Origin of the sequence: Rhizobium sp. BG4 (assembly GCF_016864575.1) — a bacterium.
GTDB lineage: Bacteria > Pseudomonadota > Alphaproteobacteria > Rhizobiales > Rhizobiaceae > Rhizobium.
This window is the reverse complement of record NZ_CP044125.1, coordinates 1,284,467-1,308,951: the sequence shown is the minus strand read 5'-3', so window position 1 is coordinate 1,308,951 and position 24,485 is coordinate 1,284,467. Positions and strand designations below refer to the sequence as shown.

The 24,485-nt window shown below is 63.4% G+C and carries 25 protein-coding genes and 1 pseudogene; 10 read left to right on the top strand and 16 right to left on the bottom strand.

Annotated features, from left to right (window positions below; genetic code table 11):
• Positions 1–8 precede the first annotated feature (8 nt).
• The 3 genes from F2982_RS06870 to F2982_RS06860 form a co-directional block, all read right to left on the bottom strand.
• Positions 9–674 carry a helix-turn-helix transcriptional regulator gene (locus F2982_RS06870; protein ID WP_112713502.1) on the bottom strand — a complete coding sequence of 222 codons (666 nt, stop codon included), beginning with the start codon at positions 672–674 and terminating at the stop codon, positions 9–11.
• Between the two features lie 104 nt (positions 675–778).
• Positions 779–1,426 (bottom strand): response regulator transcription factor, encoded by a 648-nt coding sequence (locus F2982_RS06865; RefSeq protein WP_203429637.1) that lies wholly within the window; start codon positions 1,424–1,426, stop codon positions 779–781.
• Positions 1,427–1,516: 90 nt separating this feature from the next.
• A complete protein-coding gene (locus F2982_RS06860) occupies positions 1,517–1,915 on the bottom strand; it encodes a hypothetical protein (RefSeq protein WP_203429636.1) in 399 nt (132 codons plus the stop codon).
• Positions 1,916–2,031: 116 nt separating this feature from the next.
• Here F2982_RS06860 and F2982_RS06855 point away from each other — a divergent pair, with 116 nt between their 5' ends.
• Both F2982_RS06855 and F2982_RS06850 read left to right on the top strand, forming a co-directional pair.
• Complete coding sequence (locus F2982_RS06855) at positions 2,032–2,382, top strand: DUF952 domain-containing protein (protein ID WP_203429635.1); 351 nt, start codon at positions 2,032–2,034, stop codon at positions 2,380–2,382.
• Positions 2,382–3,470, top strand: a complete 1,089-nt coding sequence (locus F2982_RS06850) for a quinone-dependent dihydroorotate dehydrogenase (protein WP_203429634.1) — start codon at positions 2,382–2,384, stop codon at positions 3,468–3,470. Before F2982_RS06855 ends, F2982_RS06850 begins: the two co-directional genes overlap by 1 nt.
• Here the strand turns inward: F2982_RS06850 and F2982_RS06845 are convergent.
• The 3 genes from F2982_RS06845 to F2982_RS06835 are packed head-to-tail and all read right to left on the bottom strand — an operon-like array spanning position 3,446 to position 5,589.
• The gene (locus tag F2982_RS06845) at positions 3,446–4,792 is read right to left on the bottom strand and encodes an MATE family efflux transporter (RefSeq protein ID WP_203429633.1); all 1,347 of its coding nucleotides are present in this window, start codon (positions 4,790–4,792) and stop codon (positions 3,446–3,448) included. The two genes, F2982_RS06850 and F2982_RS06845, sit on opposite strands and share 25 nt — an antisense overlap.
• Before the next feature lie 30 nt (positions 4,793–4,822).
• Positions 4,823–5,320, bottom strand: a complete 498-nt coding sequence (locus tag F2982_RS06840; protein WP_130279118.1) for a CAP domain-containing protein — start codon at positions 5,318–5,320, stop codon at positions 4,823–4,825.
• A 2-nt stretch (positions 5,321–5,322) separates the two neighbouring features.
• The gene (locus F2982_RS06835; RefSeq protein WP_025555281.1) at positions 5,323–5,589 is read right to left on the bottom strand and encodes a DUF6460 domain-containing protein; all 267 of its coding nucleotides are present in this window, start codon (positions 5,587–5,589) and stop codon (positions 5,323–5,325) included.
• Positions 5,590–5,731: 142 nt separating this feature from the next.
• Between F2982_RS06835 and F2982_RS06830 the strand changes: the two genes are divergently transcribed.
• The 3 genes from F2982_RS06830 to F2982_RS06820 all read left to right on the top strand — a co-directional run bounded on the left by F2982_RS06830 (position 5,732) and on the right by F2982_RS06820 (position 7,743).
• Positions 5,732–6,664 (top strand): methyltransferase, encoded by a 933-nt coding sequence (locus F2982_RS06830; protein WP_203429632.1) that lies wholly within the window; start codon positions 5,732–5,734, stop codon positions 6,662–6,664.
• A gap of 205 nt (positions 6,665–6,869) precedes the next feature.
• Positions 6,870–7,505 carry a YitT family protein gene (locus tag F2982_RS06825; RefSeq protein WP_199626133.1) on the top strand — a complete coding sequence of 212 codons (636 nt, stop codon included), beginning with the start codon at positions 6,870–6,872 and terminating at the stop codon, positions 7,503–7,505.
• An 82-nt stretch (positions 7,506–7,587) separates the two neighbouring features.
• Positions 7,588–7,743, top strand: a complete 156-nt coding sequence (locus tag F2982_RS06820; protein ID WP_165402628.1) for a hypothetical protein — start codon at positions 7,588–7,590, stop codon at positions 7,741–7,743.
• A 43-nt stretch (positions 7,744–7,786) separates the two neighbouring features.
• Here the strand turns inward: F2982_RS06820 and F2982_RS06815 are convergent, their stop codons facing one another.
• The 3 genes from F2982_RS06815 to F2982_RS06805 all read right to left on the bottom strand — a co-directional run bounded on the left by F2982_RS06815 (position 7,787) and on the right by F2982_RS06805 (position 9,788).
• Positions 7,787–8,248 carry a carboxymuconolactone decarboxylase family protein gene (locus F2982_RS06815; RefSeq protein WP_203429631.1) on the bottom strand — a complete coding sequence of 154 codons (462 nt, stop codon included), beginning with the start codon at positions 8,246–8,248 and terminating at the stop codon, positions 7,787–7,789.
• 25 nt (positions 8,249–8,273) lie between these two features.
• Positions 8,274–8,777, bottom strand: coding sequence for an Rrf2 family transcriptional regulator (locus F2982_RS06810; RefSeq protein ID WP_112714362.1), 504 nt, complete (start codon positions 8,775–8,777; stop codon positions 8,274–8,276).
• An 81-nt stretch (positions 8,778–8,858) separates the two neighbouring features.
• On the bottom strand, positions 8,859–9,788 hold the full coding sequence (locus F2982_RS06805) for an alpha/beta hydrolase (protein ID WP_203429630.1): 930 nt from the start codon (positions 9,786–9,788) through the stop codon (positions 8,859–8,861).
• A gap of 162 nt (positions 9,789–9,950) precedes the next feature.
• On the opposite strand from F2982_RS06805, the gene F2982_RS06800 reads away from it, so the two are divergent.
• From F2982_RS06800 to pdeM, 3 genes and pseudogenes are all read left to right on the top strand, one after another.
• Positions 9,951–10,586 carry a YitT family protein gene (locus F2982_RS06800; RefSeq protein ID WP_025555275.1) on the top strand — a complete coding sequence of 212 codons (636 nt, stop codon included), beginning with the start codon at positions 9,951–9,953 and terminating at the stop codon, positions 10,584–10,586.
• Between the two features lie 44 nt (positions 10,587–10,630).
• Positions 10,631–13,140, top strand: a pseudogene (locus tag F2982_RS06795) (ligase-associated DNA damage response DEXH box helicase).
• 22 nt (positions 13,141–13,162) lie between these two features.
• Positions 13,163–13,888, top strand: coding sequence for a ligase-associated DNA damage response endonuclease PdeM (gene pdeM, locus F2982_RS06790; protein ID WP_203429628.1), 726 nt, complete (start codon positions 13,163–13,165; stop codon positions 13,886–13,888).
• 28 nt (positions 13,889–13,916) lie between these two features.
• Here pdeM and F2982_RS06785 read toward each other — a convergent pair whose 3' ends face one another.
• Positions 13,917–14,498 carry a transglycosylase SLT domain-containing protein gene (locus tag F2982_RS06785; protein ID WP_112713478.1) on the bottom strand — a complete coding sequence of 194 codons (582 nt, stop codon included), beginning with the start codon at positions 14,496–14,498 and terminating at the stop codon, positions 13,917–13,919.
• Between the two features lie 80 nt (positions 14,499–14,578).
• Positions 14,579–15,502 carry an alpha/beta fold hydrolase gene (locus F2982_RS06780; protein ID WP_246777521.1) on the bottom strand — a complete coding sequence of 308 codons (924 nt, stop codon included), beginning with the start codon at positions 15,500–15,502 and terminating at the stop codon, positions 14,579–14,581.
• 87 nt (positions 15,503–15,589) lie between these two features.
• Between F2982_RS06780 and F2982_RS06775 the strand changes: the two genes are divergently transcribed.
• On the top strand, positions 15,590–16,168 hold the full coding sequence (locus F2982_RS06775) for a TetR/AcrR family transcriptional regulator (protein ID WP_203429627.1): 579 nt from the start codon (positions 15,590–15,592) through the stop codon (positions 16,166–16,168).
• A 53-nt stretch (positions 16,169–16,221) separates the two neighbouring features.
• Positions 16,222–16,725 (top strand): helix-turn-helix domain-containing protein, encoded by a 504-nt coding sequence (locus F2982_RS06770; protein ID WP_203429626.1) that lies wholly within the window; start codon positions 16,222–16,224, stop codon positions 16,723–16,725.
• Here the strand turns inward: F2982_RS06770 and F2982_RS06765 are convergent, their stop codons facing one another.
• The 5 genes from F2982_RS06765 to F2982_RS06745 all read right to left on the bottom strand — a co-directional run bounded on the left by F2982_RS06765 (position 16,726) and on the right by F2982_RS06745 (position 24,273).
• Complete coding sequence (locus F2982_RS06765) at positions 16,726–17,532, bottom strand: TIGR02186 family protein (RefSeq protein ID WP_203429625.1); 807 nt, start codon at positions 17,530–17,532, stop codon at positions 16,726–16,728.
• A complete protein-coding gene (locus F2982_RS06760) occupies positions 17,532–18,452 on the bottom strand; it encodes a sulfite exporter TauE/SafE family protein (RefSeq protein WP_203429624.1) in 921 nt (306 codons plus the stop codon). The genes F2982_RS06765 and F2982_RS06760 overlap by 1 nt, the downstream gene beginning before the upstream one ends.
• Before the next feature lie 240 nt (positions 18,453–18,692).
• The gene (locus F2982_RS06755) at positions 18,693–19,760 is read right to left on the bottom strand and encodes a D-alanine--D-alanine ligase family protein (RefSeq protein ID WP_203429623.1); all 1,068 of its coding nucleotides are present in this window, start codon (positions 19,758–19,760) and stop codon (positions 18,693–18,695) included.
• Positions 19,761–19,796: 36 nt separating this feature from the next.
• Positions 19,797–20,411: a C39 family peptidase gene (locus tag F2982_RS06750; RefSeq protein WP_203430019.1), complete on the bottom strand. Its 615-nt coding sequence runs from the start codon at positions 20,409–20,411 to the stop codon at positions 19,797–19,799.
• Between the two features lie 121 nt (positions 20,412–20,532).
• Positions 20,533–24,273 (bottom strand): peptidoglycan-binding protein, encoded by a 3,741-nt coding sequence (locus F2982_RS06745; protein WP_203429622.1) that lies wholly within the window; start codon positions 24,271–24,273, stop codon positions 20,533–20,535.
• Positions 24,274–24,485 lie beyond the last annotated feature (212 nt).

Here is a 24,485-nt window from a genome sequence, read left to right as displayed (position 1 = left end):
AGATTTTCCTATTGGCTGGCCCAGATGATGCGGGCTATCCAGTCGACATCGGAAAGCTCGATCGTCCGGTTCGGATGCTCGGGATTGAGCGACATCAATTCGATGGAGCGCGGGCTCTGGCGTAAGAGCACCTTCGCCATCACCTCGCCCTCGCGTGTCTTGACGACGACGCGGTCGTTACGGCGAACCTGCGCGCCGGGCTCGACGATCAGCACGTCGCCGTCCCGATAGAGCGGCATCATGCTGTCCCCCTGGACCTCAAGCGCATAGACGCCAGCCTTTTGCGAGGGCGCGGCGGGAAACTCGACGACATCCCAGCCCTGGCCAGCCGGAAAGCCGCCATCGTCGAAAAAGCCGCCGGCGCCCGCCTGCGCAAAGCCGAGAAGGGGAATGGAGCTGCCCTGCGCCGGGAACGATCCATCCGGAAGTCCGGAAAAGCTCGTTGCCGGGCGCATGAAGGTCAGGAACTGCTCCATCGTCGCGCCGGTCGCATCGAGCACTTTGGCGATCGACTCCGTCGATGGCCAACGCAGCCTGCCATCAGCCGAAAGACGTTTGGATTTGTTGAAGGAGGTGGGGTCGAGGCCGGCGCGCCGCGCAAGACCTGACGGCGTCAGGTCGTGCCGCTCGGCAAGCCTGTCGATCGCTCCCCAAATCTGCTCGTGTGACAGCATCGTGCGTGATCCTGCGCGCTGAGCGCTACTCTCCAGTCGGCGCAAAGATTAACGCCAAGCTCACGCATAGTAAAGAGGATAGAGGAATAAAATCCTGTTTTGGATCAGGCGACCATCGCCATGTTGATCTTGCCGAGCTGGATCACCGCCTGTGTGCGGCTGTCGACATTGAGCTTCAACAGGATGGCAGAGACATGCGCCTTGATCGTCGCTTCTGATACGCCGAGTTCATAGGCGATCTGCTTGTTGAGCAGCCCTTCGCCGAGCATGGTCAGTACGCGGCTCTGCTGCGGCGTCAGCGTGTGCAGGCGGTGGATCAGGTCGGCGACGTCAGGATCCTGTTCCTGGCCGTCCCGGTAATTCTCGGGCGTCGCGATATCACCGGCCAGCACCGTCTGGATGCTGCGGCGGATATCATCGATCCCCGATGATTTCGAGATGAAGCCCGAGGCGCCGAGTTCCAGCGCCCGGCGGATGGTCGTCGCGTCGTCGGTGGCAGAGATGATGACGATCGGCAGGCTGGCATATTCCGAGCGCAATGACATCAGCCCGGAGAAACCGCTGACACCCGGCATGGCGAGGTCGAGCAGCATTAGATCGGCATCGGAATGATCGCTGGCTGCGGCCCGGGCCGCGCTGAAATCACCGGCTTCGATGATGCTCTGCTCGCCCTCCATACCTGACACGGCCTGGCGAAGCGCATCCCGGAAAAGCGGGTGGTCATCGGCAATGATGATCGTCTGTTCCTGCATCGATCACTCCCTCCCAAGAGCTCGATCCTGTCCTCCCATGCGCGGCGGCGCCCGCCACACATGTCTCCATCCTTATATGACTATATCAAATCAGGTCTTCTGCGGAAGAGGCGCCGTCTTTTCATCCTCCTGGAATTGCTTCGCCACGCCCATGAAGCTCTTCATCATCTTCTCCATGATGCTGATCGAGCGGTCGATTTCGGCATCAGAGGGCAGCGCCTTGTTGACGATGCTCTTGTTTTCGAGCGCGCTGACCCGGTCCGAGAGACGGTCGAGTTCGTCCTCGTAGGCAGCGCGTTCGTCGGCTGCCATGCGGCAGACCAGCGATCCGTCCTTCTCCTCGCAGAGCGACATGGCGCCCGTCTGCTTGTCGAGGCGCACGAAATGATCGCCGCTGCGTTCGAGCTGGAAACGCGCCGTATCGGGTTCGGCGGCAAGCAGCGTGGCGGGGAAAAGCAGGGTGGCAAGTCCGATTGCGATCGTCTTCATCTGATCATCCTCCGGATTTTCGGTGCGGCTGTCGTTTTTCGCCTGCGGGCCGTGGACATCGCCGTCTCTTTGCGGCAAAGCGCTGGCAACCAGGATCAGCCATTCGTGAGGCCATCATGACCGTGACACCGGCGGTTTACAAGATCGTGACGGAAACCCTTTGGCAGCAGGCACGCCAGGACGGCGTCTTCCGCGGCGCCGGGATCGATCTCAACGACGGCTTCATTCACCTCTCGACGGCAGCTCAGGCGCGCCAGACGGCAGCGCTCTATTTCGCCGGACAGGCGGGCCTGATGCTCGTCGCCGCCGAGACGGCAAAACTCGGCGACAAGCTGATCTTCGAACCCTCGCGTGGCGGCGATCTCTTCCCGCATCTCTATGGCGAGCTGCCGCTTTCTGCCGTCATCTGGGAAAAGCCGCTGCTGCTCGACGAGGCAGGCAATCATATCTTTCCGGAGCTTATCTGATGATGGACCTTTTCAAGCAGGCAACGCGCAAAGGCCTCTTCCTTTTCGATCCGGAAACCGCGCATGGCATGTCGATCGCCGGTCTGAAATCCGGCTTGGTTCCAGCCTGCCGCATCCCTGCCGATCCGCGTCTGGCGCAGACCGTCGCCGGCCTCACCTTCGCCAATCCGCTCGGCATGGCCGCTGGCTACGACAAGAATGCCGAAGTGCCGGAAGCGCTGCTGCGGCTCGGCTTCGGCTTCACGGAAATCGGCACGGTCACTCCCAAGCCGCAATCCGGCAATCCGCACCCGCGCATCTTCCGCCTCGTCGAGGACAACGCCGTCATCAACCGCCTGGGCTTCAACAACGAGGGCCATGAGGCCGCATTCCAGCGCCTCGCGCCGATCCGCGGCGATGGCATCATCGGCGTCAATATCGGTGCCAACAAGGATAGCGAGGACCGCATCGGCGACTACGTCACCGGCATCCGTCGCTTCTATTCCGTCGCCCGCTATTTCACCGCCAATATCTCCTCGCCGAACACGCCTGGCCTGCGCGACCTGCAGGCGCGTGAAAGCCTCGCCGCGCTGCTGTCGGCAGTTCTCGCCGCTCGCGATGAAGAGGCCACCAAGGCCGGGCGCAAGATCCCGGTGTTCCTGAAGATCGCGCCCGATCTGACGGAGGAGGGCATGGATGATATCGCTGCCGAAGTGCTGTCTCATGCGCTCGACGGTCTGATCGTCTCCAACACCACGCTGGCGCGCGACGGTCTGAAGGATCAGCGGCAGGCGAAGGAAGCGGGCGGCCTTTCCGGCGCGCCGCTCTTTGCCAAGTCGACGGCGGTTCTCGCCCGCATGCGCAAGCGCGTCGGTCAGGAATTGCCGATCATCGGCGTCGGCGGCGTCTCATCGGCCGAAACAGCGCTGGAGAAGATCAAGGCTGGCGCCGATCTCGTCCAGCTCTATTCCTGCATGGTCTATGAGGGACCGGGCCTGCCCGGCGATATCGTCCGCGGCCTTTCAAAGCTCCTCGACCGCGAGAAAGTCTCGTCGATCCGCGAACTCCGCGACACCAGGATGGATTACTGGGCGGCTGCGAAGGTCTGATCGGCCCGCGGCTTCACCAGCATCGCCAGGAAGATGCCGCGAAACAGCAGGAAGGCGTTCATCGCCAGCCACAGGCCGTGATTTCCAAAGAGCGGCACGAAGACCGCGAGCGCTGCCAGATATCCGGCAAAGGACATCAGCATCCGGTTGCGCATGTCCGACGACCACGTGGCGCCGATGAAGACGCCGTCCATCAGGAAGGCGAGCGCCCCGGTCAGGCCGGTGATCGCCGCCCAGGGCATGTAGGTATTGGCGGCGGCGCGAACGTCTTCCGAGGTCGTCAGCACCGAGATCAGCCAGGGACCCGCGGCAAAGAAAAAGGCCGAGACGGCGGCGGCAAGGCCGAAGGACCAGATCGCCGTCAGCTTCAGCCCACGGTCGAAAGCGGGGCGGTGTGCGGCACCGATCGCCCGCCCGGTGATCTGCTCGGCGGCATTGGCGAGGCCATCCAGATAATAGCCGGACAGCAGGAAGAAGTTCATCAGCACCGCATTGGCGGCAAGCGTCACGGCGCCGAAGCTGGTGCCGATCCGGGTCATGATGGCAAAGGAACCGATTAGCACGAAGGTGCGGATCAGGATGTCGCGGTTGAGCGCAAAGAGCTCTGAGAGACGGTGGCGCGAGAAGATCTCGGCGCGCTGCGGCCGGTCGCCCGCCTTGAAACTGCGCAGCACGATCGCGAGACCGGCCAGCGCACCGACGCTTTCGCCGACCATCGTGCCCCAGGCAACGCCCGCCACGCCCCAGTCGAGCTCGAGGCCGAGATAGATGGCGAGCACGATATTGATACCGTTGATCAGGATCTGCAGCGCCAGGCCGATCGTGCCCTGGCCACGGCCCAGCACGAAGCCGAGAATGGCGTAATTGGCAAGGGCTGCGGGTGCGGCGAGAATGCGGATCGAGAAATAGGTGCTGGTCGCCTGCGCCACGCCCGCTTCCGGCCCCATCAGCTTCAGCCCGGCAATGAGAAGCAGCGGCGAAAGACAGAGCAGCGCGAGACCGCAGGCGATCGCCGAGATGAAGGCCCGCCAGAAGACGCCCTGCTGCTCGCGGAGATCATGGCGCCCGAGCGCCTGCGCGGTCAGGCCTGTTGTCGAGGCGCGGAGAAAGTTGAAGCTGCCGAGGATCAGGTCGAACAGCATGGCGCCGATCGCCAGACCCGCCAGCGCATCCGGCTGGCCCATATGGCCGACGACGCCGGTATCGACAAGGCCGAGCAGCGGCGTCGTCATGAAGCCGAGCGTCATCGGAATGGCGATCGACAGCACCAGCCGGTGAGTGACGTCAAATGCCAGTAGATTGCGTTCGCTGGTAGCGCTCATGCCTGCCTCGGATCAGGAGGCAGAATCGCCTCAGTTCGAGAGCACCATGGCCCAATAGGGCCAGTTGTTGGAAGATGGATTATGCGCGACGGCAACGCCGACGCCGCTATAGCGGCCGAGCATGTTTTCCAGATGATGCGGCGAGTTGATCCAGGCCTGGACGATACCGTCGACCGACTTCTGGCCGACGCCGATATTCTCGGCTGCGGGCAGCTGCACGCCGCTCGCCTTCACACGGGCGCCAAAGCTGTCTGTCATGCCCATCAGATGCGCCATCTTGCCGGCGCTTGCCATGCGCTTTGCCTGAAAGATCGCAGCCGCGCTCGCTGCCGGATCGATGCTGAGCGGCGGCAGGCCGTTCTTGGCACGCAGCTGGTTGACGAGGGGCAGGGCCGCCGCCGTCTCGTCCTGGCCGTCAGATGGGGTCGACGACATTTTCGGTGTTGTGGTGCAGCTTGCAACGCCCGCGACGAGCGCCAGACCGGAAAGACGCAGCAGCCCGCGCCGGGAAACGATTGTGAAGGTCATGTTCAGCGGCGATAATTGAAGAGACGGATGATGACGAAGATCGGGATGACGATCGTGGCGCCCAGCAGCAGGTAATCGCCGACGCGGCCGAGAGCCGAGAAGCCGCGGTACCAGATTTCCCGGATGAAATCGCGAATGCCGTAAACGATCTCATAGGGCGTCCAGCCGAAGATCGTCATCACGAAGCCGACGATCAGCGAAACCACCAAGAGCTTCACCAACGTGCGGCCGAGCGAGTCGCCGAGAAACTTGTTCACCTGATCGGACATTCACATCTCCTGTTTGCTCTGAGATACGGTCGCGAATCGCTGCCCGCAAGCCTTTTCCAGAGCCGACGGCTCCGCCTCTGAAATAGGACTTGAGTTTTTTTGTGGCCGCAGCCAAATGCGCGGGCATTCAACGGGTCTCATCATGCAGCAGAGCCAGCTCACTTCAGGCGACGTCATCGCCGACCGCCGCGCCGATTACGCCAAGATGCTCGATGAAGGCGGCGAGCCGGATGCGGCTGCCGAGCTGATGGAGCAGGCGCTGGAGCTCACACCCGGCTGGGCTGCCGGCTGGTACCGGCTGGCGACCTACCGCGAGAAGGCCGGCCATCGCACTCAGGCTGCCGATGCCTACCGGAAAACCCTGGCCCTCGACCCTGACGATATATTCGGCGCAACGCTGAAGCTCGCGCTGCTCGGCGAAACCGAAACCCCGGACCAGCCACCGAGCCGCTATGTCGAGCGGCTCTTCGATGATTATGCCGGCCGCTTCGAGACCTCGCTCGTCGAGAAGCTCGACTATTCCGTGCCGCAGAAGCTTGCCGCCCTCGTCACTTCCACCGGCAGGCATTACACGCTCGCTGTCGATCTCGGCTGCGGCACCGGCCTGCTCGGGCCCGAAATCGCAGGCCAAGTGGCGCGGCTGGAAGGCTACGACCTGTCGCAGAACATGCTGGCCAAGGCCGAGGAGAAACACGTCTATGCGCTTCTGGCGCAAGCCGACCTGTCGCTGGAGCCGGAAGCTTCCGGCATCTTCTCGGGCGAGCCCGAGAACCGTGCCGATCTCGTCACTGCTGCCGATGTGCTGATGTATCTCGGCAATCTCGAAAGCGTCTTCCTGATCACCGCCCGGCTTGCAGCCTCAGGCGCGGACTTTGCCTTGTCGGTCGAGGATGCCGGCGAGGGCGATGGCTTCCATCTGGCGCCGTCGCTGCGCTACGCCCACTCCGAAGCCTATGTGCGCGGTCTCTGCGCCCGCTACGGCTTTGATGTCCTGAAAATCGAGAAAACCACCATTCGCAAAGATGGCGGCAAACCGGTTTCCGGCATTCTTTTCCTTACGCGGCGAAATGGCTGAACGCATCTTTGTTGCGATTTTGAAATAGGTCAGCATTGCTTACATATTTCGCTTGCTCGCACCTGCGAAAAGCCTGATAATTCAGCCCATAGCCGACAAGCGCCGCGATCAGCATGAACGCCTCGGCCCTCTCATCATTGAAAATCCGTCGCGCGGGATTGTCTCCGGCGCTCTTGAACTCGTCTGCCGTTTGGAGATTAGCGACATGACCCAGCTCATCAGTGCCCTCGGTTTCTGGAACACCACCGCCACCCGGCATACCCCGGTCGAGGACGTCCAGGGCATCTTCTCCGGCGCGCTCATTTCGGCTCTCGGCCTCTATGTGCTCGCCAGCGCCGGCCTGCTCACCGGCAGCACCGCCGGTATCGCCTTCCTGCTGCACTATGCCTTCGGCATCAATTTCGGCCTGGCCTTCTTCTTCCTGAACCTGCCGTTCTTCTATCTCTCCTGGAAGCGGCTCGGCGTCGCCTTCACGATCAAGACCTTCATCGCCATCGGCCTCACCTCGGCGCTGACCAGCCTGCAGCCGAAGGTCATGGCGATCGCCACGATCCATCCGGCCTGGGCCGCTCTTCTCGGTGGTCTGCTGCTCGGCTTCGGTCTTCTGGCGCTCTATCGCCACCGCGCCAGCCTCGGCGGCGTCGGCATTCTCGGCATCTACATGCAGGAGCGCTTCGGCATTCGCGCCGGCCTCGTGCAGCTCGCCGTCGATATGTGCGTGCTTGCCGCGGCCTTCTTCGTCACCACGCCGCCGGTTGTCTTCTACTCGGTGCTGGGCGCCGTCGTGCTCAATCTCTTTCTGACGATCAACCATCGCGCCGATCGCTACATCGCTCTGTGAGCGCGCGTGAACAAATCGTAACTTGCCTCATCAATGCTGCAGCGCGAAACTCATCTCGCGCCGGAAATGATGAGGTGACGATATGTCAGAACTGGAAAAGCTTGTCAGACGCCGCATGAAGGAAGAATACGCGAAGGGTGCCTCAGCCGAGGAAATCTCCCAGACCCTCCGCCAGCTCTTCAATGGCGTCGATCCTTCCGCCGAACGGCCGGTCCAGACCGCACCCAAGACGAATTGATGAATGAACCCCTCTTTCCATCCGGAGAGAGGGGCTTGCAGGCTCAGGCGGCCTTTGCCGGCTGGTCGATCGGGTGCTGTGCCCGGAAGCTCACGGCAAGACGGTTCCAGACGTTGATCGTGCCGATCGCAACCGTGATCTTGGTCATCTCTTCTTCGTTGAAATGCGCCTTCAGCGTTTCGAAATCCGCATCCGGAGCGCCCGTCGAAGCGATGTTCGTGACAGTATCGACCCAGCCCAGCAGCGCCCGTTCCCGCGCGTCGTAGACCGGCGATTCACGCCAGACACACATCAGGTTGATCCACTGTTCGGAGAGACCGTCGTGACGCGCTTCCTTCACATGCATGTCGACGCAATAGGCGCAGCCGTTGATCTGCGATGCCCGCAGCTTGATCAGGTGGATGAAGCGGCGCTCAAGGCCCGATGTTTGCACATACTGCTCGAGGGCAACGACGGCCTTGTAGGCATCCTGCGAGGCTTTGGCGAAATTGAAACGGGGTTGCATCGTCATTCTCCTTGGGGGTTGAGGCTCAGCGAGCCGCTGATTTGCGTTCGTGCAATTCCATGAAGGCGCAGCCGCGGGCGGCGATGCCTCCGTCGTCATCGGCGGAAAGATCCGCCAGAATGTCTGCAATCTTCGTCTTGGCGAGCTCGGCCCTGTAGGCGCGCTCGGCCTTCAGCATCGCCGCCGTCACCTGGCACGGCTTGGTGAAATAGCGCTGCGGCAACGGGTTCGGCCCGCGCTGGCGGATTTCGCTGCAGCGGAAGGCGGGTGCAGGGCCTTCGACGGCGAGCACGATATCGAGCAGCGAAATCTCGCCCGGTTCCTTCGCCAGCCGGTATCCGCCCTTCGGCCCGGGCACGGTCTTGACCAGACCGGCGCCCGACAGCGCCTGCATGTGCTTCAGGAGATAGCTGGTCGAGACACCGTGAAATTCCGCAAGGGCGGCGGCCGAAAGCACGCCATCGGCGGACAAGCCGGCGAGAACTGCCACACAGTGAATAGCCTGCTCGACACCGTCGCTGAGTTTCATCGAAACCATCTCCTCAAATCGTGGATAAAAAGTATCCACGATTGACGTCGGAGTCAAGCGGCTTGTGAAACGTGTCGATTTTCAGCCGGGAGACAGTGGTTGCTTGTCGAGCCAGTTGGCGAAATAGCCGGGCCATTGCATCGAGGCGGTGCCGGGCTTGCCCATGCCGAACCCATGTCCGCCATCGGCCAGCCGGTGCAGCTCGACGGGTACATGCGCCTGCTCGCACGCCGCCTGCATGATCAGCGTGTTCTGCGGATCGGAAACCGGATCATCTTCTGCCTGCGCCAGAAACACCGGCGAGCATCGGGCTCTGACATGGTCTTCGACCGACCATTCGGAACTCAGGGCAGGGCTCGGATGACTGCCGATCAGCACCTTGCGCGTCGACGTATGGTCATAGGGCGGCTTCAGGGTGATGACGGGGTAGACGAGGGCCGCGAAGGCGGGCCGCGCCGACAGCGCATCGGCATCGCCGATCGCCGGATAGGAAGCGAAGGCCGACCGCGCCGCCGCCATGCCCAGAAGATGCCCACCCGCCGAAAAGCCCAGGACGCCCAGCCGGTCGGGATCGATCTTGAACTTTCCGGCATTGGCCCGGATCAGCCGCAGCGCCCGCTGCGCATCCTGCAATGGCGCCAGCGGACCGGCCTCCCAGCCCTCGTCCGGCAGCCGGTAGGACAGCACGAAGGCGGTGATGCCACGCGCATTCAGCCAGCGGGCGGCTGGCAGCGCCTCGTTGCGCATCTCGATGCGCTTGTAGCCGCCACCGGCAGCAATCAGAACCGCCATGCCGTTCGGCGAGGCCGGCTGGTAGATGTCGATCTTGGGCACCGCGATGTTGCTGATCGCGCCCTTGGCATTTTCCTCGACATCACCGGAGGGGCCGCCGCCCTCAGGCGGAGTGCCCGGCCAGAGCGTCAGGCTAGCAGCAGCGGGCGCTGCATTCGAGGTCCGGGGAAAAAGGGCGAGGGCGCCCATCGTGGCCAGGATCGCGCGGCGTGTCGGCATCGATGTCTCTCATCTGCGTTGACCGTCAGGCCGCGCCCGGAATGCGGCGAAAATGCAGGCCGCTGGAATGGATAAAAGGCCGCATGTGATCCCACCCCCCTAAATCATCTTGCCAAGCAGCTGCGTCAGGATAGAAAGAACGAAAAATCAGAGGGGAAAATAATGGCCGCACGGACTGCTTTCGCAGGCGCCCTGAACTCTTCGGCGGATCGCCACTCGCTCTTCGATGATGCCCAGGGACTGGTCGCCGGCAGCATGCTGGCGGTGCTCGGCGTCTCGCTGCTCTCGGGCGCAGGCCTTCTGACGGGCGGCACGGCAGGCATGGCATTTCTGTTGCACTACGCCACCGGCTGGAGCTTCGGCCTCTGCTTCTTTGCGGTCAATCTGCCTTTCTACTATCTCGCCTTCCGTCGCCTGGGCCCGGCTTTCACCGTCAAGACTTTTGCCGCCATAGCGCTCACTTCCGCACTGTCGGAAATCGTGCCGCGTTTCATCAGCCTCTCGCATGTCGATCCGATCGTCGGTGCGCTTTTCGGCGGGTTGGTCATCGGCGCTGGCATGCTGGCGCTCTTCCGCCATCGCGCCAGCCTCGGCGGTGTCGGCATTCTGGCGCTCTATATCCAGGAGCGCTTCGGCTGGCGCGCCGGTCTGGTGCAGCTCGGCTTCGATGGCGTCATTCTTGCGCTGTCGTTCTTTGTCGCGAGCCCCTTCATCATCGCCTGCTCGGTGCTTGGCGCGGTAGTTCTGAACCTCACGCTGGCCATCAATCACCGCAAGGACCGCTACATCGCCATGTGAGGCGATGCCCTTCTCTTTCGGTCTGATTTCACTACCTTTATGGCGTGGATCACGTCGACGCCGAAACCAGCATCACCCTGCCTGCCCCTTCATCCGCTGGTTTGCGGAAAAGGGCTGGCGGCCGCGTGCCCATCAGCTGGAATTGCTGGCCCGCGCCGAAGCCGGTGAGAGCACGCTGCTGATTGCGCCGACCGGGGCCGGCAAGACGCTCGCCGGCTTTCTCCCGGCGCTCACTGATCTCACCCGTCGCGGCAAGATCCCGCCCGGCTCGGCCTTCACCGGCATCCACACGCTCTACGTTTCGCCGCTGAAGGCACTCGCCGTCGATATCGAGCGCAACCTGACGAAACCCGTCGAGGAGATGGGCCTGCCCGTCACCATCGAGAACCGCACCGGCGACACGCCGAATGCCAAGCGTCAGCGCCAGAAACTCAATCCGCCCGATATCCTGCTGACGACGCCGGAGCAGGTGGCGCTGCTGCTCGCCAATGGCGAGGCGGAGCGCTTCTTCAAGGACCTGAAATACGTGGTGCTCGACGAGCTTCACTCGCTCGTCACCTCGAAGCGTGGCCACATGCTGTCGCTCGGCATCGCACGGCTGCGCCGGTTGGCTCCGAAGCTGCAGACGATTGGCCTCTCGGCCACCGTCGCCGATCCAATGGACCTGCAGAAATGGCTGGTAGCACAGCAGGAGGGTGAGGAGCGGCATGCCGGTCTGGTTACCGTCGAAGGCGGCGCCAAGCCGGAGATCTCGATCCTGAGAACGGAAGAGCGCATCCCCTGGTCCGGCCATTCCGCCAAATATGCGATCCCCGATGTCTACAGACAGCTCCTCGACCACCAGACAACGCTACTCTTCGTCAATACCCGCTCACAGGCCGAAATGCTCTTCCAGGAGCTCTGGACGATCAACGAGGATAACCTGCCGATCGCCCTGCATCACGGCTCGCTCGATGTCAGCCAGCGGCGCAAGGTGGAGGCGGCGATGGCTGCCAACAAGCTGCGCGCCGTCGTCGCCACCTCGACGCTCGATCTCGGTATCGACTGGGGCGACGTCGATCTTGTCATCCATGTCGGCGCCCCCAAGGGCGCCTCGCGCCTTGCCCAGCGCATCGGCCGCGCCAATCACCGCATGGACGAACCCTCCAAGGCGATCCTTGTCCCCGCCAACCGCTTCGAGGTGATGGAGTGTCAGGCGGCGCTCGACGCCAATTATATCGGCGCGCAGGACACGCCGCCGGTCGGGCAGGGGGCGCTGGATGTGCTCGCCCAGCATGTTCTCGGCATGGCCTGCGCCGCCCCCTTCGACATGCTGCAGCTCTATGACGAGATCGTCAGCGCCTCGCCCTACGCCTCACTCTCTTGGGAGACCTTCGAGCGCATCGTCGATTTCGTCGCCACCGGCGGCTACGCGCTGCGCACCTATGAGCGCTATGCCCGTATCCGCAGGAACAAGGACGGTCTCTGGCGCGTCTCCAATCCGCAGGTCGCCCAGCAATACCGGCTCAATCTCGGCACTATCGTCGAAAGCCCGATGCTGAATCTCAAGATGGTCAAGCGTGGGGAGGGTGGACGGATCGGCCGTGGCGGCGCAGTGCTCGGCAAGATGGAGGAGTATTTCTTCGAGCAGCTCTCTCCCGGCGACACCTTCATCTTCTCCGGCAAGGTGCTGCGTTTCGAGGGTATCCGCGAGAACGAGGCGCTGGCATCGCAAGCCTTCTCGCTCGATCCCAAGATCCCCTCCTACGCCGGAGGCAAGTTTCCGCTCTCGACCTATCTCGCCGATCAGGTCCGCTCGATGATCGCCGATCCCGATCGTTGGGATGATCTGCCGGATCAGGTGCGCGACTGGCTCTCGATCCAGAAGGACAAGTCGATGCTGCCAAAGCGCGACGAGCTCCTGATCGAGACTTTCCCGCGCGGCAGCCGCTGCTACATGGTCGCCTATCCCTTCGAGGGCCGGCTGGCACACCAGACGCTCGGCATGCTCTTGACCCGGCGCTTGGAGCGCGCAGGCGCCAAACCGCTCGGCTTCGTCTGCACCGATTATTCGCTCGGCATCTGGGGTCTGGAGGATCTGGGCGAGATGATCCGCAGCGGCCGGCTCAGTCTCGCCGACCTTTTCGACGAGGACATGCTCGGCGACGATCTCGAAGCCTGGCTCGACGAATCCTTCCTTTTGAAGCGCACCTTCCGCAATTGCGCCGTGATTGCAGGCTTGATCGAGCGCCGTCATCCCGGCAAGGAAAAGAGCGGGCGGCAGGTCACCGTCTCGGCCGATCTGATCTACGACGTGCTGCGCAGCCACGAGCCGGATCACATCCTGCTGCAGGCGACGCGGCAGGACGCGGGCACCGGGCTTTTGGATATTTCACGCCTTGGCGATATGCTGAGACGAATCAAGGGTCACATCACGCATCGCGCGCTGGACCATATTTCGCCGCTCGCCGTGCCTGTCATGCTCGAGATCGGCAAGGAGGCGGTGCCGGGCGAAGCCCATGATGCACTGCTGGCCGAAGCCGCAGACGACCTGATCGCCGAGGCGATGAGCTGAAGATTTAGGATAGAAGACCGCAATGAACCGCCTGGCGCTGGCGCGCGAACTCAACGGACTGGTCCCGATGCCCGGCGTGGAAACGTCGGTCAGTGGCGTCGCCGCCGTTTGCGATCCGCTCGGCGCTCTCTACCTGCCCGACACAGGCGCGCTCGTCGTCTCCGATCTCCACCTGGAGAAAGGCGCCGCCTTCGCCCGCCGCGGCATGATGCTGCCGCCCTACGATACGCTGGCGACGCTCACGGTCCTCTCCGCCGTCATCACCCGCTACGACCCGAAGATCGTCGTCTCGCTCGGCGATAATTTCCATGATCGCGTCGGTTCCGAGCACCTGCCGGATATTTTCCGGACGCTGATCGCCGACATGGCGCGTGGCCGCGAATGGATCTGGATCAACGGCAATCATGACCCTGACGGGACCGTGGATCTGCCCGGCATCTGCGCCGACGAGATCCACTATGCCGGCCTCACCTTCCGGCATGAGCCGAAGGGTGGATTGCAGCAGGGCGAAATCGCCGGCCATCTTCATCCGGCCGCCACCGTCCGTCGCCGCGAAAAATCGATCCGCCGCCCCTGCTTCGCCACCGACGGCGCCCGGCTGCTGATGCCCGCCTTCGGCGTCATGAGCGGTGGGCTCGACCTTGGCCACAAGGCGATGAAGGGGCTCTTCGATCACGCATCACTTGTCGCCCATCTCCTGGGTCGCGACCGCATCTACTCCGTCAGGTTCGGAAACCTGCGCGGGTAACTCCTCTCCCCGAGGGGAGAAGGAAGTCTCAATTACATCCCTGCAACTGCTGCTGATAGTTCGCCGCCATGGTCGCGAATTTTTGTGCCGTCTTCTGCAGCTGACCGTTCGAGCGCCAGTCGCCGCGGCGGTAGCCGGTCGGGCCGGAATAATAGGCGAGGTAGAGGCTGTAGGCGTCGTTGGGCGCAATGCCGGTCGCCTTGCTGTTTTCGGAGTGATACCAGCCGATGAAGTCGATGGCATCGGCAAAGTTGGTGCGGCGGCTGGCCCAGTTGCCTGTGGCGGACTGGTAGTGATCCCAGGTGCCGTTCAGCGCCTGCGAATAGCCATAGGCGGTCGACTGGCGCGTCCAGGGAATGAAGCCGAAGAGTTTCGTGCGCGGCGGGCGGGCATAGGGCTGGAAGCCGGATTCGACATACATCGTCGCCATCAGGATCGGCACCGGGATACCATACTTGGCTTCAGCCTTCTCGGCGGAACGCTGCCAGCTGGTGAAAATGCCGTCGCGCTGGTCGAAGACCGCGCAGATATTCCGGGTCTGACGGGGTGCCGTTGCGCAGCCGGCAACGAGCGCCAGCAGCACCAGGGCGAGAAGTGTACGGATACGCAAAACAGAACCTCTCGTTTCGAGAGATTGCTAACTGGTAAATCTTAAAGACCGGTTTTTATTCAAAGGCGAAGTTGTGTCCCTCAAAAGGCGGGAGCGGGGCAGAGCCGCTGCGGCCAGGGGTTGATCCCGTCGCGCAGCCACAGAAGCGTATCCAGCCAGAAGCCGTTCGCATGCCGCTGATGGAACAGGCTGAAATGGCCGACAGCCTCAAGCCCGAGATCGCCCGGCGTGATCGTCACCTGTTTCGCATCCGCATTCCTGAAATAGCTGAGCCCGCGGCTGATCGCGGCCGGCGTGCCGATCGGATCGTCGGACATGCCGATCGCCAGAATGGGTGCTTGTACCGCAGCAAAGCGTGCAATGATTTCCTTCCGCTCAGGAGCCGGATAGCTATGCTCCATCCGCGCCCGGCGAAAACTCCATTCATTGGCAACACCGGCCGGAAGATCCTCCAGCCATCCGAGCCGCCTTCCCGGAAAGTAGCCAAGCACCGCCGTAAGAACGGGCATGGCGGCATGCCATTTCCAGAACAGCGAGCGGCGCTGCGATCTGGCGTAATCGCCCCAATAGCCATATTGCGCGCCGACTGTCAGCATGCGCTCAATGCCGGGAGCACTCTCTGCAAACCCCGGCAGGAAGCCGCCGATGCTGTGGCCGACGACAGCAACCGGCAGCAGCGGATCGTGTTCCCGCGCGAAGGTGAGCGCGGCCTCGAAATCGAGAGCTCCCCAATCGCGCCAGCGATAGCCGCAGCCGCGCAAGCGATCCGGGCGCGACAGACCGATGCCGCGATAATCATAGGTCAGCACCTGAAAGCCATGAGCGGAGAGAAACCGGGCATAGCGGTGATAGTAGCTGGTGAGCACGCCGGTTGCCGGGTTGATGATCACGGCGCCATCGCAACGGCCAACGGCTGGCCAGAGGTGGCCGCCGAGGTTGATGCCATCGCGGCATCCGATATCGATACGCTGCCCTGCAATGCCTGTCTCGCTCCCGCTATCCATCGCCGCTCGCTCCACCATCTCCGAGGAGCTGATCCATAGGCTCACAGCGCTCTTGGTAACACTCACTAGTCGGTATACTTTGCCCTCATGAAACAGCCGACAGAAAGCACCCGTGACCGTATCGTCAATGCCGCCGCCAAGCTCTTCTACGGGCAGGGTATCCGCGCCGTCAGCGTCGACGCTGTCGCCGAGAAGGCCGGTGTCACAAAACGGACGCTCTATTACCACTTCGACAGCAAGGACGACCTGATCACCGCCTATCTCGAAGGCCGCGATCAGCCGAACCTCGCGCTGTTCCAGAAATGGTATGCTGCGGCAGAGGGCGGCGTTGAGGAGAAGGTCAAGGCGATCTTCGACGAGCTGGCGAAAGCCGCGCGCCATCCGAAATGGAAGGGCTGCGGCTTCCTGCGCACCGCCGCCGAGCTTGCCGATATGCCCGGCCATCCCGCGGTGAAGGCCGGTATCGCCCATAAGCAGCGCGTGGAGGACTGGCTCGCGGAGACCTTCGAAGCCGATGGAGTAAGCGACAGTAGAACCTTGGCGCGGCAGGTCATGCTGCTGCTCGATGGCGGCTTCGCCACCGTGCTTCTGCGCCGCGATCCATCCTATATCGAGACCGCCGGAAAAGCCGCTGCGGCACTGGTCGCCGCTGCCGCTCGCACCTGATTGAACCGCCGGTATTCTGATGGCAAAATGCAAGCGGCTTTTGGAGAATGAGCATGAGTGAAGAGCACCGTTCCGGCTGCCCCATCAACCTGACGCTGGAGGTTCTCGGCGACCGCTGGAGCCTGATCGTCATCCGCGACATCATGTTCGGCAACCGGCGCCATTTCCGCGAACTGCTGCAGGGCTCCAGCGAGGGCATCGCCACCAACATCCTCGCCGACCGCCTGCGCCGCCTTGTCGAGAACGGCTTGCTGACCAAGGAAGACGACCCGAGCCACAAGCAGAAGTCGGTCTATAGCCTGACCGAAATGGCCATCGAGCTCGTGCCGCTTCTCGCGCATATGGGCGCCTGGGGCCGCAAGCATCTGCCGGTTTCCGACGAGCTGGCAATCCGCGCCGAAATCCTGGAGGAGGGCGGCCCACAGCTGTGGTCGGATTTCATGGACGAGCTGCGCGCCAGGCATCTCGGCACGCCATTGCCGACGGATACGCCATCCGTGCTTGCCCGCCTGACGCAGGCCCGCAACGAGGTTGCAGCGCGCGAAAAGAGCGCCTGATCAATCCTTGCGGAACACGATGCTGGCGGCCCAGCCCGTCACCAGCGCCAGGAATACGGCGAATGCACCGTACTCGATCGGCCGCTCATGCGCAGCATCGGTGATCATCTGCTCGATGCCGGTCTTGATGACGCGTAGCGGCACGGATTTCTGGTTCACCAGCTTGCCGCTCTTGAAGAGATAGGCGCGAACGGTATGCACGCCGTTCGGAATATTGGCGGGCAGGCGGAGACTCGCCTTGAACAGGTTGGAGCTGACGAAGCGCACGCCGGATGGATCGCGCTCGTAAAGGCCACCGCTCTGCTGCAGCCGCCGGAACGCTTCGCGGAACTCCCCTAGACTGCTGCCATCGCCGACATAGCCGACAGGTGTCAGCGGAATATGGTCGATGCCGATGCCCTCGTCGGTAAGGTCGAGCGGCGTCGTGACGTCGTCGATCGCCCGTGAGCTCGACATCGAATAGGAGTGCGGCACGGCCTCGAAGGTCATCGAGCTGGTATTGATCCAGATGCCGAAGACCCGCTGCTTCTTGCGCACCGTCGCGTTCTCACGCGGCCCCTCGAGCACCACGACAACGTCATACTGGCCGACGGCGAGCAGCAGCTGGTCGGTTTCGGTCACCGCGCCGAAGATCGTCAGATCGGCGCCCTTGAAGTCGGAGGTGATGGCGATTTCGCTGGTCGAGGTGCCGATCTCCAGTCCCTCGCGCACGCTCTCGGCATTCTGCCCCGGCAGCAGCGTCTGCGCCGCGGCGAGACCCGGCAGGGCAAGGAAGAGCGAAAGGGCGAGGGCCGGAAGGCAACGCATCAATTGCCTCCCATCACGATCGAGTAGATATCGGCCGGCGTTACCACCAGCGAGATCGCCAGACGGATGCCGACGGCGAGAACGAGCAGGCCGAGCAGCGCGCGCAGCTGCTCGCCGCGCAGTTTCTGGCCGACACGCACGCCGTATTGCGCACCGATCACGCCGGCGACCATCAGGATGAAGGCGAGCACGATATCGACGGAAAAGTTGGTCGCCGCCTGCACGATCGTCGTATAGGCGGTCACGAAAATGATCTGAAACAGCGAGGTGCCGACGACGACGTTGGTCGGGATGCGCAGCAGATAGATCATGGCGGGAACCATGATGAAACCGCCGCCGACACCCATGACCGAGGTCAGGATGCCGATCGCAAAGCCGAGCGCGATGACCGGGATGACGCTGAGATAGATCTTCGATTTCTTGAACCGCACCTTGAAGGGCAGGCGGTGGACCCAGTGGTGATGGCCGGGCTTGCGTGGCGTCGGCGGCACGTTCTTGGCTGCGCGGCGCATGGCGTTGACGCTCTCGAGCAACATCAGCCCGCCGACGGTGCCGAGGAAGACGACGTAGAGCAGCGAAATGAAGAGATCGAGCTGGCCGAGGCGGCGCAGCAGCGAGAAGATCCAGATGCCGACTGTGGCGCCCGACAGACCGCCGACCAGCAGCACCGATCCCAGCTTCACATCGAGCGTGCCGCGCCGGAAATGGGTAATCGCGCCCGAGATCGAGGAAGCGACGACCTGGTTGGCGCCGGTGGCGACGGCGACGACGGGCGGGATATTGTAGAAGATCAAGAGCGGGGTGATCAGGAAGCCGCCGCCGACGCCGAACATGCCCGACAGGAAGCCGACAGCGGCGCCCATGCCGAGAATGATGAAGATGTTCACCGACAATTCTGCGATGGGCAGATAGATTGCCACAACCGACCCCGATTACTCACTGCCCCCGCCGGGCAGGCGCGCTTGTCCCGTTCGAATGGCGCATCATAATGGGAAATCGTTGCCAGAGGCTTTCGAGAAACGACATCCAGGCCGCACATTCCGCGAGCGATAACTCCCGAATAATCCGGCTTTTTTCAGGTTTTGTGACAAGGCGGGGCGAAGTCGCGGCGTTTTTCTTCCCGGTGCGTGCCTGCCACACCGGGAAGGGGCATTTTCGGCTCAGAGACCGGCGCGCGCGAGACCATGCTCGACGAGCCGGTCGATGACATCAGGGTAGCTGACGCCGCTTGCCGCCATCGCTTTCGCATACATGCTGATATTGGTGAATCCAGGAATGGTGTTCACCTCGTTGATCAGAAAACTCATGTCCTCGGTCAGGAAGAAGTCGACGCGCGCCATGCCGTCGCAGCCGAGCGCCCGGAAGGCAAGCGCTGCCGTCTCGCGGATCTTCGCCTCGACCTCGGCCGGAAGTTCCGCCGGAACCTTCAGCGCCGCGCCGTCCTCGTCGATATATTTCGCATCGTAGCTATAGAAGCCGTGGCTCTCGGCCGGGATGATCTCGCCCGGGCGGGAGACGAACAATCCGCCCTTGGTGTCCTCCAGCACGCTGCACTCGATCTCGCGGCCGCGGATGAACTCTTCGGCAAGCAGCTTGCGGTCATGCTTGAAGGCTTCCGCAAGCGCCGGTGCAAATTCCTGGCTGCCGGAAACCTTGCGCACGCCGACCGAAGAGCCCTGACGCGCCGGCTTGATGAACAGCGGCAATCCGAGGGCGCTCTCGAGCGTATCGAAGGACGGCGCCTGGTCCGCATGCACGGTCACCGCCCGCGCCACCGGCAGCCCCGCGGCCCGCAGAAGCTGCTTGGCGATATCTTTGTCGAGCGCCGTTGCCGAACCCAGGATGCCGCAGCCGACCAGCGGCACGCGGGCCACTTCGGCCAGCCCCTGCACCGAGCCGTCCTCGCCGAAAATGCCGTGCAGCACCGGAAAGAGAATATCGATCGTCCCGGCATCGCTCATCCGGCCGCCATCGATCGCGATCATCCGGCCGCGCCCGCCTGGCACCAGCGCGATTTCGGTGCCGCTTGCCGGCTTGGCGAGGGTGCCATTCTCGAAGCGGCTCAGCAGCCATTCGCCTTCCCGCGTCACGAAGATCGGCACCGCCTCGTATTTCGAAGGCTCCAGCGCCCCCATCACGTTGGTCGCCGACATCACGGAGACGTCGTGTTCGGCCGAGCGGCCGCCGAAAAGTACGGCGATGCGCAGCTTGCCGCGGGAAGATGTCATGAAAACCTCCAAAATGATCTGGTGTCGAAATAGGTTTCAGAAGCCGATCGCGATGCCGCGATTGGCGAAGAAGCGGTCGAAGACGGAAAGCGGCAGCGTCACGTCTGCCTGGCTCGCGGCGTCATGGCCGGATGGATTGTGGAAACGGATCGTCTCAGCCGACGCCGCCGTCACCAGAACGAGATGCCCGCCTTTCGACGGCGGTATCTTCTCCGGCCAGCGGATGCCGCTATTGACCGAGGCGATGAGGAACGGGCGATCGGCCAGCAGCGTGGGAATGCTCTCTGTCGCGACACCCGTCATCGTCTCCGCCAAGAGCCCGAAGCGTTCGCGCACATAGGTGACGAAGGGCGCGTAGATCAGCCCCTTGATCGAGGCATCGAGCTCGTTGACGACATAGCCGCCATAGGCGGTGCAGGTGCGGGCGAGGGCAAGCGTTGGATGCAGCTCGCCGCGCGCTGCCAGGATCATCTTCAGGCAGGCCATGCCGCAGACATTGACCGCCCAGCGCGCATAGTCCTCGACCGTCTCGGCGCCTGACTGCCGCCAGAGCGGATCCCGCAGCAGCGCCGCCGACCCCTCGGCAAGCACCGATAACGTCATCTCCGGCGTTTCCCACTGGCTGAAATAGGGAACCCTGTCCCGCTGAATGCTCACGAATCCCCCGACCGGCAATCAATCCCGCCGCGAAACTCTGAAAGCAAAACGACCCTTTTGCGGCGAAGGCAAAAGGGTCGTCGTGATTCTTCGAGGCGAGGGCCTGATTGGCGCCTTATGCCTTGGTGGCGTTCTTGGCGTTGCGCTCCAGCAGGGCCTTGACCGTATCGTCGTTGATCTTGCCGGACGGATCCTGACCGATCGACTTCTGGAAGCTCTTGATCGCCGAAACGGTCTTGGCGCCCATCTCGCCGTCAGGCGTGCCGGCGTCGAAACCGTTATTGTTCAGGATCGCCTGAATGTTGCGGATCGCCTTCTTCATGTCGACGCTTGAGGTGCTGGTGCCCTTGCCGGTCCAGGCGTCGGGCACGTCGATGCCGTTGGCCTTGTTGTCGAGCTGCTGCGGCTTCCAGGCCTCGGTTGTCGCCTTCGCCTTGTCGAGGTCGGCAGGCTTCATCGCCTTGGCGACTTCGTCGCGCTTGGCGCCGGCGTCCTTGTCGCCACCCTTGGCAGCGATCGCAAACCACTTGTAGCTCTCGCCGAGATCCTGCGTCACGCCATTGCCGCGGGCGCAGAGGATGGCGAGGTTGAACTGGCTGTCGGTGATGCCGAGATTGGCGGCCTTGGTGAACCAGTTGGCAGCCGTCGCATAGTCCTGCTGGCCGAGCGCGCCGGAGGCATAGAGCACTGCGAGATTGTGCATCGCGCTCGCATTGCCCTGATCGGCAGCCTGCTCGTAGTAGCCCTTGGCCTTGTTGATGTCGCGGGCGACACCGGTGCCCTTCTCGTAGATGCTGCCGAGACGGTACTGCGCCGGGGCAAAGCCCTTGTCGGCGGCCATCTGGTACCACTTGACCGCATCGGCTTCGCTGGCGGTGACGCCATTGCGGCCTTCGCTGTAGCGGGCGGCAATTTCGAACAGGGCCAGCGCATCGCCGCCGCGTGCCGCATCGGCAAGTGCCGTCGGCTGGATTACATCGGGAACAGCGATTTCAGGCTGTGCCGGTGCCGCATTGGTGGTGGCCGGAGCATCCTTCGGAGCAAAGGCCGTGGCATCCTGAGCCGGAGCGCCCGGCGTCAGCGTCGCAGCACCTTCGCCATCGAGCGGTGCGGCATCGGTCAGGTGATCGGCCGGTGATGCCGGTGCCGGATCGGCGGCCGGGGGAACGGCCTCTGGTGCCGCCGGTGCTTCGAGATTGGCTGTCGCCTGGTTGTCGATCTGCGGTACGGCCGCTGTGTCTGCCGTTGCCGGAGCCTGGTTCGCATCGCTCATGACCGCGACTTCGGCGGGCGGTGCGCTCTGGCCTGTGGTCAGCGTGCGGGCAAGCGGGAATGCCATGATCGCCAGAAGCACGGCGCCGGCTGCCAGAAGCAGCGGACGGCGGAAGCGCGAGAAGGCGCTGCCGCCACCGGCAGGCTTCGGCGCCTTGCTCTTCTTGTCGGCCTTCAGCGGCTGGGCTTTCGGGTCGGATTCGATAGCGGCGGCCTGGGCGGCGCGGCGCGCAGCGGCGATATAGTCGGCGCGGTCGTTTTCCGAGGCAGGTTTCGGGTTGGCGCGCGCCGCACTCTGGCTGGCGCGAACCCGTTCCAGGATCTTCTTCACGTCAGGCGCGCCGGAGCCGGGCTCGAGAAGCTCGTTGGCCTCTTCGCCGGGCACGACATCGACAGGGTCGATGGACGGAGCCGGATCGATGATCGTGCGCTCGGCGGCATCGGCCTTCGGCGCCTTCTTGCCGGGCATCAGCTTCTTGCCGATCGCCAGGAACAGGCTTTTGCTCTGCTTGGCTTCGGCCGCAGGCTTGGTGGCGGCTTCGATGGCGATGGCGCTGGTTTCGCTGACGGCGGGAGCCGGGGCCGGCTGCGGCGCAACGGCTTCAGCCACGGCTGCGCGCGGTGCCGCCACGCCCTTGGTGCCGAACACCGCAGGCTTTTCCGCCTCTGCGCCGGCAGGGATCAGCGAATAGGGGTCGACTTCGAAATCGACATTGGCGGCCGGCATGCGGGCGGCAGGCCGGTTGCGCGTTTCCATGTCGTCGAGGCGGTCGGCAATATGGACGAGCGTTTCATGCAGCGCCTGGAACGTCTTGTGGGTCCGTTCCTCGCCGCTGCGGCTCAGGTCTTCGAGGTGGCGAAGATCGGCGGCCAGCGCATTCAGAGCCGACATGTCGGCGGCCGGAACGCTGCCGGCCTGCAGGCCGCCATTGCGCGAATAGGCTTCGACGACCGCTTCAGCCGCCTGGCGGGCAGCCTCGATGATATATTCGTCGCTGGTCGCCATGTAATCTTCGATGGCGCCCATGCGGCGGTCGAGATCGGCGGAGATGCCGGCATCTGCACGCGGCTCGTGGAGCAGCGTGGAGAGATTGGCGATCTGGTCTTCGAGGCTCTTCAGCGCCCGCGAGTCGGTTGCCGGTGCCGCGGTGCTCTCTTCGAGACGGGCGGCGATGTCGCTAAGACGTCCCTCGATCCGGCGGAAAGCGCTGTCGTCGATGGCAGGTGCCGCCATGACGGGAGCCGGCTGGATTTCCATCTGGTCGATGCGGCGGGCGAGATAGTCGAGCCGCTCGGCAAGAACGTCGTTGACGGCGCCGGTTTCCAGCGCGTCGATCTTGCTGGAGATATCGGCCAGCGTGCGGTTGAGGTCGGGCTGCGGTGCGGCCTTCTGGGCGCGCTCCAGCATGTAGGACAGCTGCTCAAGCCGCTCGTCGAGATGGGCCGTCGCCTTGGTATTGGCCAGCTCCTCGACGCGGCGCGTCAGCATTTCCAGCCGGTCGGTCAGGCCATCGGCCGGTGCCGTGCGGTTGGCAACGCTGCGGCCCATCAGGTCGATCTGCTCGCCGAGCGCATTGAGACGGCCTTCGAGGCGGTGCATCAGCGCCGGGTCGCCGTTGGAGGCATTGCGGCTGCTGGCGGCAATGGCGCGGCTGATTTCGTCGAGGCGCGTATCCATCGCCGCGAACTGCTCGGACATCGCCCGGTCATGCGGCTGGATCATGCTGCCGAACTGTTCCATCGCGCTGGCAATGGAGATCAGCTTGTCTTCGAGAGCGCGGACAGCCGGGCTCTCGCCCATGCCGCCGATATGGCGCTTGATGTCGTCGAGCCGGTAGGCGAGCGAAACCAGTTCTTCCTGAAGGCCGGCGGTGTCGATCGTGTGCAGCTGATTTTCGAAGCTGTCCCAGCGGCGCTCCATGTGGCGGACGGAATCTTCGCGGGCCAAGCCATCCATCAGCGAGCGCAGTTCGTCGAATTCGCTGCGCAGGCCAGCGGCTTCCGGGCTCGCGGAGCGGTGCGAGAGCTGGTCGATGCTGTGCGCAAGCCGGCCCATATCGGCGCGGATGTCGTCGGCGAAACGGTTGTCCTGAGCGCTCGACTTGATCTCGCGGAGCTCACCGCGCAGTGCATTCATCTCCCGCGTCACGCCTTCGGAGATGTCGCGCTTCAGATCCTGGCGCAGGTTGACGAGCGCCTGGGCGATTTCGGTCATCGTGTCGTTCGAGGCGCCGTAGACGGGAGCGGCGGCCGTAGCCGGTGCGCGCGGCGCAGGAACGGGTTCGCGGTAGGCGGCACGTTCGGCGGCTGCGCGTTCGCGGCCGGCTTCGAGAATGCGCTGGCGCTGGCGGATTTCGGCGAGCGGGTCTGGACGGGGCTCGGCGGCGGCGTAGGCCGGCCGCGGCTCGTAGGAACGTGCGTAGCTATCGCGTTCGGGAGCAGCAGCCCGTGGCGCCGGATCCCGCGGACCATTGGTGCCCATCAGCCCTTCGATACGCGCCTCGAGCCCTTCGATCGTGCGGTTCAGCGCGTCGAGGGAGGACCTGTCGGCGCTCCGGGGAGAATTTGATCGCGATCCGTTCATCTTCTTGCTCGCTTCGTCTGCCGCGTCCCTCGTCAGGGTTCGGCTATTGGCTTGAGAGACCGTTTCATCCGAGTTTAGTTTTTTAGACTTTCCTCAAACTGGACGGCGTAGCGGCATTCCAACGAAAAACGCGAGACTAGGAAAAGGAATGCGGATCACCACTGCTCACCGCGCACCTTTCACGAAACGTGGTAAACAACCCGTTAATTTGT